Origin of the sequence: Adlercreutzia sp. DFI.6.23 (genome assembly GCF_024462535.1) — a bacterium.
In the GTDB taxonomy this organism is placed as follows: Bacteria; Actinomycetota; Coriobacteriia; order Coriobacteriales; family Eggerthellaceae; genus Adlercreutzia; species Adlercreutzia rubneri.
The window spans coordinates 1-315 of record NZ_JANGBP010000364.1 but is presented as its reverse complement, the minus strand read 5'-3'; the positions used below and the strand labels follow the sequence as shown (position 1 = coordinate 315).

General features: G+C 66.0%; 1 protein-coding gene. It reads right to left on the bottom strand.

The features are described 5' to 3' along the window. Positions 1-315, bottom strand: a 315-nt coding sequence (locus NE591_RS13740) for a hypothetical protein (RefSeq protein ID WP_256156917.1), incomplete at both ends; no start/stop codon positions are given.

Sequence of the window (315 nt, the reverse complement as noted above, 5' to 3'; positions counted from 1 at the left end):
ACCACATCCACGTTGGCGTCGAGTCCAGCGTCTTCCAAACGCGTGACGACGGACTGGGCATCCTCGCCGGCAGCCAGCTCGATCACGAACGTGCCATAGGCCGGCTCGAACAGCTGGCCCATGTCGATGTCCTCGTCCACGGTGATACCCAGGCCATTGCCCACGGCCGCCTTCACCAGCGTCTCGGCCAAGCCGCCGTAGGCGCCGCTCGCGCAGGCCCGCATGACACCCGCACCGATGAGGTACTCCACCGCGTCGAAGACGGCGCAGATGCTCGACGCCAGCGCGTCCTCGAAGGAAACCCAGATGAGGTTG